This is a genomic window from Candidatus Andeanibacterium sp., assembly GCF_057143545.1.
The window spans coordinates 1-7,197 of the sequence record NZ_DBNHSF010000148.1 but is presented as its reverse complement, the minus strand read 5'-3'; the positions used below and the strand labels follow the sequence as shown (position 1 = coordinate 7,197).

The 7,197-nt window shown below is 65.7% G+C and carries 7 protein-coding genes; 5 read left to right on the top strand and 2 right to left on the bottom strand.

Features of this window, described 5'->3' with window-relative positions; genetic code table 11:
- The 4 genes from AC16XC_RS08585 to AC16XC_RS08570 form a co-directional block, all read left to right on the top strand.
- Positions 1–101: SDR family oxidoreductase (locus AC16XC_RS08585; protein WP_484034236.1), on the top strand; the 101-nt coding region annotated here is incomplete at its 5' end.
- A 265-nt stretch (positions 102–366) separates the two neighbouring features.
- Positions 367–1,824: an IMP dehydrogenase gene (gene guaB, locus AC16XC_RS08580; protein ID WP_484034234.1), complete on the top strand. Its 1,458-nt coding sequence runs from the start codon at positions 367–369 to the stop codon at positions 1,822–1,824.
- A 103-nt stretch (positions 1,825–1,927) separates the two neighbouring features.
- Positions 1,928–3,109 (top strand): RsmB/NOP family class I SAM-dependent RNA methyltransferase, encoded by a 1,182-nt coding sequence (locus AC16XC_RS08575; RefSeq protein WP_484034233.1) that lies wholly within the window; start codon positions 1,928–1,930, stop codon positions 3,107–3,109.
- A 59-nt stretch (positions 3,110–3,168) separates the two neighbouring features.
- On the top strand, positions 3,169–3,672 hold the full coding sequence (locus tag AC16XC_RS08570; RefSeq protein WP_484034235.1) for a tetratricopeptide repeat protein: 504 nt from the start codon (positions 3,169–3,171) through the stop codon (positions 3,670–3,672).
- 173 nt (positions 3,673–3,845) lie between these two features.
- Here AC16XC_RS08570 and AC16XC_RS08565 read toward each other — a convergent pair whose 3' ends face one another.
- Entirely contained in the window at positions 3,846–4,331 is a 486-nt protein-coding gene (locus AC16XC_RS08565) for an RNA pyrophosphohydrolase (RefSeq protein ID WP_484034232.1), read from the bottom strand.
- Positions 4,328–5,278: an alpha/beta hydrolase gene (locus tag AC16XC_RS08560; RefSeq protein ID WP_484034231.1), complete on the bottom strand. Its 951-nt coding sequence runs from the start codon at positions 5,276–5,278 to the stop codon at positions 4,328–4,330. The genes AC16XC_RS08565 and AC16XC_RS08560 overlap by 4 nt, the downstream gene beginning before the upstream one ends.
- A 165-nt stretch (positions 5,279–5,443) precedes the next feature.
- Here AC16XC_RS08560 and AC16XC_RS08555 point away from each other — a divergent pair.
- A partial coding sequence (locus AC16XC_RS08555) for a 2-oxoacid:acceptor oxidoreductase subunit alpha (RefSeq protein WP_484034230.1) occupies positions 5,444–7,197 on the top strand: 1,754 nt, incomplete at its 3' end.

Genomic DNA, 7,197 nt, shown 5'->3' with positions numbered 1-7,197 from the left:
TCGAGGAAGTGGCAGCGATGGCGCTGTTCCTGTGCCGCGACGAGGCGGCCAATATCACCGGCGCCAATATGTCGATCGATGGCGGCTGGACGGCGGAGTAGATTCTCCTCCTCCCCCTCGATGGGGGAGGGATACGAAGGCTTGCGAACTTGTTCGCTAGCCGCAGTTGGGTGGGGGTGTCCTCTCGTTTGGACTCAACCTCACCCCCATCCAAGCTCCGCTAGCTCCGTTCCGGAGCAAGCTGCGCTATCCTTCCCCCATCAAGGGGGAAGAAGTAGTGCGCCGAACCCGGCTATTGCCGTGCGCGGCAACCGCGCCTAGATGGACCGCCACGATTCTCCTCGGCGAAGGACCGCAGTGGCAAACATGGACATCCCCACAGGCCTGACATTCGACGACGTCTTGCTGCGTCCGGCCGAGAGCGATGTCCTCCCCTCGCAAGCCGACACCGCGACCCTGCTGACCAAGGCGATCACGCTCAATATCCCGTTCATTTCGGCGGCGATGGACACCGTGACCGAGGCCGACATGGCGATCGTGATGGCGCAAATGGGCGGGATCGGCGTGTTGCACCGCAACCTCTCGGTCAAGCAGCAATGCGCCGCCGTGCGCCAGGTCAAGCGCTTCGAAAGCGGGATGGTGGTCAACCCGATCACGATCGCACCCAATGCCTCGCTCGGCGAGGCACAGGAGATCATGCAGACCAACAAGATCAGCGGGATCCCGGTGGTCGAGAAGGGCGGCAGGCTGGTCGGCATCCTCACCAATCGCGATGTCCGCTTTGCCGACAATCCCAAGCAGCCGGTCAAGGAGCTGATGACGCATGAGAACCTCGCGACCGTGCGCGCGGGCGTGTCGCAGGAAGAGGCGCGCAAGCTCCTCCACCAGCGCCGGATCGAGAAGCTGCTGGTGGTAGACGATGCCTATCACTGCGTCGGGCTGATCACGGTCAAGGATATCGAGAAGGCGGTGACCTATCCCGATGCCACCAAGGATGCCGGCGGGCGCCTGCGGGTGGCGGCGGCGACCACGGTCGGCGACAAGGGCTTCGAGCGGACCGAGGCGCTGATCGACGCCGAATGCGACGTGGTGATCATCGACACCGCGCATGGCCACAACAAGGATGTCGCGCTGGCGGTCGAACGGGTGAAGAAGCTCTCCAATTCGGCGCAGGTGATCGCCGGCAATGTCGCCACCGCCGAAGCGACCAGGGCGCTGATCGGCGCGGGCGCGGACGGCGTCAAGGTCGGGATCGGGCCGGGCTCGATCTGCACCACGCGGATCGTCGCGGGCGTCGGCGTGCCGCAGCTCACCGCGATCATGGACAGCGCCAATGAGGCGGCCAGGCATGGCATCCCGGTGATCGGCGACGGCGGATTGAGAACCTCGGGCGATGCCGCCAAGGCGCTTGCCGCCGGGGCATCGAGCGTAATGATCGGCTCGTTGCTCGCGGGAACCGAGGAAGCGCCGGGCGAGACCTTTCTCTACCAGGGCCGCTCCTACAAGGCCTATCGCGGGATGGGCAGCGTCGGCGCGATGGCGCGCGGCAGCGCCGACCGCTATTTCCAGCAGGACATAAAGGACCAGATGAAGCTCGTCCCCGAAGGGATCGAGGGCCAGGTGCCGTTCAAGGGCCCGGCGCGGGACGTGATCCACCAGCTGGTTGGCGGGGTGAAGGCGGCGATGGGCTATACCGGCTCGTCGACCATCGCCGAACTGCGGGAAAAGGGCAAATTCGTCCGCATCACCAATGCCGGCCTTTCGGAAAGCCATGTGCATGACGTTTCGATCACGCGCGAGGCGCCGAACTATCCGACAAGGTGATTGTGTTGCGATCAGGTTGCGAGTCCCCGCGCAGGCGGGGACCTCGTGCCAACAGTAGAACCCCTGATGGTTGGAGGTTCCCGCCTTCGCGGGAACTCAGCGCATGACCCCTTCAGCCCGCGTCCAGGCGGCGATCGAGCTGCTCGACCAAATCATTGCCGCCGCGCGCGACAACGGCCCGCCGGCGGATCGCATTCTCGCCGAGGGCTTCCGCCAGCGCCGCTATGCCGGGAGCAAGGACCGGCGCGCGATCCGAGAACTGGTCTATGCCGCCATCCGCGCTTGCGGGCCGGTGCCGGCCAGCGGGCGGGCGGCGATGCTGCGGCTGGCGCAAGGCGATCCGGCGATCCTGCCGCTGTTCGACGGGTCCGATTACGGTCCGTCGCCGGTCGGCGAGGGCGAGCCCGTTGCCGAGCGCGGCTTCGCACCCGCATGGCTGGCAGACCGGCTGGCGTCCTCGGGTATCGACGGCGCCGAGGCCGAGGCGCTGCTGGCCCGCGCGCCGCTCGATTTGAGGGTCAATTCGCTCAAGACCTCGCGCGAGTCGCTAAAGCTGCCGGTCGAGGCCGAAAATCTCGCTGCGCCGCACGGCCTGCGCCTGTCCGCAAACGCAATTGTGGAACAATGGGAGGCCTGGAAGGAGGGCCTCATCGAGGTCCAGGATTGCGGCAGCCAGCTCGCCTGCCTTGCGACCGGGGCTAGGCCCGGCGAGACGGTGATCGATCTCTGCGCCGGGGCCGGCGGCAAGACGCTGGCGCTCGCCGCGATGATGGATAACAGCGGGACGCTGGTTGCTTGCGACACCGACTGGCGGCGGCTCGGCCAGCTGGCAGCGCGCGCCGAGCGAGCCGGGGCGGCGATCGCCGAAACCGTCCGGCTCGATCCGGGCCGCGAACTCGAAGCGCTTGGGAAATATCGCGAATCCGCCGATTGCGTGCTGGTCGACGCGCCCTGTTCGGGGAGCGGGACCTGGCGCCGCAATCCCGAAAACCGCTGGCGGATCACGCCCGGGCAATTGCAGCGTTACGAGGCGACGCAAGGCCATCTGCTGGCCATTGCGGCGGCTCTGGTGAAGCCCGGCGGGAGGCTGGTCTATGTCACCTGTTCGCTGCTCGACGAGGAAGGGAAGGACCGGATTTCGGCGTTCCGCGTTAACCGCCCCGACTGGCGCGTCGACCTGCCGCAACTGCCCTTGGGGGTTGAACGCGTTAACGGAATCCGCTTGACTCCGTACCGTGACGGCACGGATGGTTTTTTCATCGCACGTCTATCCAGGTCGTGGTAGGTTTGAAGCTCGTGGCCGCAACCGACCATATCGATTTTGACGCGCTCAAGGAGTTCGTAATGCGCTATTACCCTGCCGCCCTTGCCCTTTCGCTGGCTGTCGCCGTAAGCGCGAGCATGGGGCAGGCGGGCGATTACCAGGCCGATCCGCGCGCTGCTGCGCTGGTGACCGAGGGGCGCGCGCTGCTCGAAGCAGGCGAGACCCAGGGCGCGATCGATGCGTTCGAGGCCGCGCTGGCGATCGATCCGGGCTATTCCGAAGTCTATCTCGACCTCGCCGACGCCTCGCGGGCGGTCGGGCTGCAGGGCAAGGCGATCCATTACTATCGCGAGGCGCTCGAGCGCGAGCCGGGCAATCTCGCCGCGCTGACGGGCGAGGGCGAAGCGCTGGTCGAGCGCGGCGCATTGGAGAAGGCGCGGCAGAACCTGGCCAAGCTCGAGACCATGTGCGGCGAAGGGTGTGTCGAAACCCGGGAGCTCGCCGCCGCGATCGAAGCCGGGCCGAGCCCGCAGGTGCTGACCGCCGAAGCCGTCACTCCCGATCCGATGGTGACGCAGAATTGATTTCCTCCTCCCCCTCGATGGGGGAGGGATACGAAGGCTGGGCAGCTTGCTGCCTAGCCGCAGTTGGGTGGGGGTGATCTCTCGTCCAAACGCTGCCTCACTCCCATCCAAGCTACGCCAGGCTCCTGTCGAGCCAAGCTTCGCTATCCTTCCCCCATCAAGGGGGAAGGGGCTCAAATCAAATCCCGAAACTCCTCCAGAACAGCACGATAGACGCGTTTCTTGAACGGCACGATGAGGTCTGTCAGGTCTTCGGGATCGGCCCATTTCCAGTCGCAGAATTCGGGCGGCTGGTGATATTCGAGGTCGATCTGGCTGTTCTCGCCGGTGAAGCGCATCAAGAGCCAGTGCTGGCGCTGGCCACGATATTTCCCGCCCCATAGCTTGCCCTGCAATTCGTCGGGCAGGTCGTAAAGCAGTTCCTCTTTCGAGCGCGCGATCAGCGTGGCGAGTTCTTCGGTGACGCCGGTCTCCTCGGCCAGTTCGCGCAATCCGGCCGCAACCACGTCTTCGTCCTCGTCCATCCCGCCCTGTGGCATCTGCCAGGCGTCGCCTTCCTGGTTGTCGATCCGCTTGCCGACGAACACCTTGCCGCTTTCGTTGACCAGCATCACCCCGACGCAGGGCCGATAGGGCAGGTCCAGGTAGTCCCGGCTCACCGGATGCGCTCCAGCACGCCCTTCATCGCCCCGATCAGCGCCGCCATGTCCTTTTGTCCGCTCGGCATCGCCTGCAGGAGCTGGATGAAGCCGTGGATGATGCCCGGCCGTTCGAGATAGGTGACGTCGGTTCCAGCCTTGATCAGCTCTGCAGCAAACACGCGTCCAGAATCCCGCAGCGGATCGAGCCCGGCGGTCAGCAGCACGGTCGGCGCGGTTCCCGCCAGCTCGCCGAGGATCGGATAAAGCTTCGCGCTCGATTTGTCGGCCCGGTAGCAGTCCTCGAAGAAATCCATCACCGAGTCAGTGAGCATGTAGCCTTCGCCCAGTTCGCGGCTCGAGGGATGCTGCCGGAAATCGTCGCAGATCGGATAGATCGGCACCTGCATGATCACCGGGACCCCGGCCGGTGCGGCGCGCAGCGCCTGTTCGAGCACCAGCGCCATATTGCCGCCGGCGCTGTCGCCCAGCGGGATCAGCCCGGTGACTTCGAAACCCAGCCCAGGCGGGCCGCTTGCAAGCCAGCGCGCCGCCGCCTCGCAATCGTCCGGCGCGGCGGGGAAGGGGTGCTCGGGCGCGAGGCGGTATTCGACCGAGACCAGCGGCAGGTCCATTTCGGCGGCGACCAGGGTGCAGAAGCGGTGGTAGCTTTCGACCGACCCCGCGACGAAGCCGCCGCCATGGATGAACACCAGCAGCGGTGAAGGGCCGCGCATGCCGCGCGGATCGTATAGCCGCAGCGGGATTTCGCCCGCGGGGCCGGGGCAGGCGAGGTCCTCGACCAGCGCAATCTCGCGCGGCGGAACCTGCGCGAATTCCTGCATCGCCGCCATCATTGCGCGGGTTTCGCTCAGCGGGACTTCGCTTATGTCCGGGCGGTTGAGCCCTTCGAGCATGGTCAGGAAAGCGCGTACGTCGTCGCGTACGAATGGCACGGAATCGGCCATGGAAACTCCTTGCGAATTCGCGCCAGAATAGGGCGGGACCGGTGGCTTTTCCAACCGTGAAATTATCGCACAGGACAGAAAAACTTGATTGCGGCTGCGGTCTCGGGCTCATAGGTGCCAACGCCACGTTGAAATTCGCGCATTGCTGCGCATCTGGGATTGAGAATGGCTACGCTCGCAAAAGAGGATCCGGTACCCGAGCAGTCGCCCGACGCGGTTGTCGTCCGTTTCGCGGGCGATAGCGGCGACGGGATGCAACTGACCGGCGGGCAATTCACCCTTTCGACCGCGCTGGCGGGGAACGACCTTGCCACCTTCCCGGACTTCCCGGCGGAAATCCGCGCGCCGCAAGGCACCTTGTTCGGCGTTTCGGCGTTCCAGATCAATTTCGGCAGCCGCGAGATCAGCACCGCGGGCGATGCGCCCGATGTGCTGGTGGCGATGAACCCGGCCGCGCTCAAGACCAATCTCGATGCGCTGAAGCCCGGCGGGTTGATCATCGCCGACACCGGCGAGTTCACCAAGCGCAACCTCGACAAGGCGAAATACGATGCCAATCCGCTCGAGGATGGCAGCCTCGCCAAGTGGGACGTGCTGGCGTTCGACATTTCCGCGCTGACGATCGAGGCGGTGAAGCCGTTCGGCCTCGGCAACAAGGATGCCCTGCGCTGCAAGAACATGTGGACGCTCGGCCTCGCGCTGTGGATGTTCGACCGCGACCGCAAGCCGATCGAGGACTGGCTGCGGACCAAGTTCAGGAATGCGCCCGAGATCGCCGACGCCAATGTCGCCGCCCTCGATGCGGGCCATGCCTATGGCGAGACCGCCGAGCTTTCCGGCCCGCTCAAACAGGTCCATGTCGACCCGTGGCCGCAGCCGCCGGGGCTGTACCGCACGATCACCGGGGCCGAGGCTGTCTCGCTTGGCCTGGTGACAGGCGCGAAGCTGGCGGGCCTGCCGATGTTTTTCGGCGGCTATCCGATCACCCCGGCCTCGGCGATCCTCCATCACCTCGCGCGGATGAAGGAATTCGGCGTCACCACCTTCCAGGCGGAAGACGAGATCGCCGCAATCTGCGCCGCGATCGGCGCAAGCTATGCCGGGAGCCTCGGGGTCACCTCGTCCTCCGGCCCGGGCATTGCGCTCAAGGGCGAGGCGATGGGCCTCGCGATCATGACCGAACTGCCGCTGGTGATCGTCAATTCGCAGCGCGGCGGGCCTTCGACCGGCCTCCCGACCAAGACCGAGCAATCGGACCTCTACCAGGCGGTCTATGGCCGCAATGCCGATGCCCCACTGCCGGTGATCGCCGCATCCTCGCCCGCCGATGTGTTCGAATGCGCGATCGAGGCGGTACGGATCGCGGTGCAATACATGACCCCGGTGATCCTCCTCACCGACGGCTATATCGCCAATGCCGCCGAGCCGTGGAAAGTGCCCGATCCGGCGAGCTTCGAGCCGTTCCCGGTCGCATTCCTGGCCGAGAAGAACGATGGCGAGAACCTGCTCCCCTACAAGCGCGACGCCAAGGGCGCGCGGCCGTGGATCAAGCCGGGCACGCCCGGCCTGATGCACCGCATCGGCGGGATCGAGAAGCAGGAAGGCACCGGCAATATCGATTATTCGCCGGCCAACCACCAGGCGATGACCGATGCCCGCAAGGCCAAGATCGACGGGATCGCGAATGAACTCGGGCCACAGGGCGTGACGCTGGGCCCGGATGGCGATGACGCAGGCGGCAAGCTCGCCGTGGTCGGCTGGGGCTCGACCTTCGGCCCGATCCGCCGCGCGGTCAGCAATTGCCGCGAGCGGGGCCTCGACGTGTCGCATATCCATTTCCGACATGTCTGGCCGCTTCCCGCCAATTCGGGCGAGCTGCTGCGCAAATATGAGCGGATCCTCGTCCCCGAGATGAATAC

Excerpts from the sequence above, each read along its gene's own strand:
- AC16XC_RS08560 (WP_484034231.1), bottom strand. The coding sequence starts at position 5,278 with ATGGCCGATTCCGTGCCATTCGTACGCGACGACGTACGCGCTTTCCTG.
- AC16XC_RS08570 (WP_484034235.1), top strand. The coding sequence starts at position 3,169 with ATGCGCTATTACCCTGCCGCCCTTGCCCTTTCGCTGGCTGTCGCCGTA.
- AC16XC_RS08575 (WP_484034233.1), top strand. The coding sequence starts at position 1,928 with ATGACCCCTTCAGCCCGCGTCCAGGCGGCGATCGAGCTGCTCGACCAA.
- guaB (WP_484034234.1), top strand. The coding sequence starts at position 367 with ATGGACATCCCCACAGGCCTGACATTCGACGACGTCTTGCTGCGTCCG.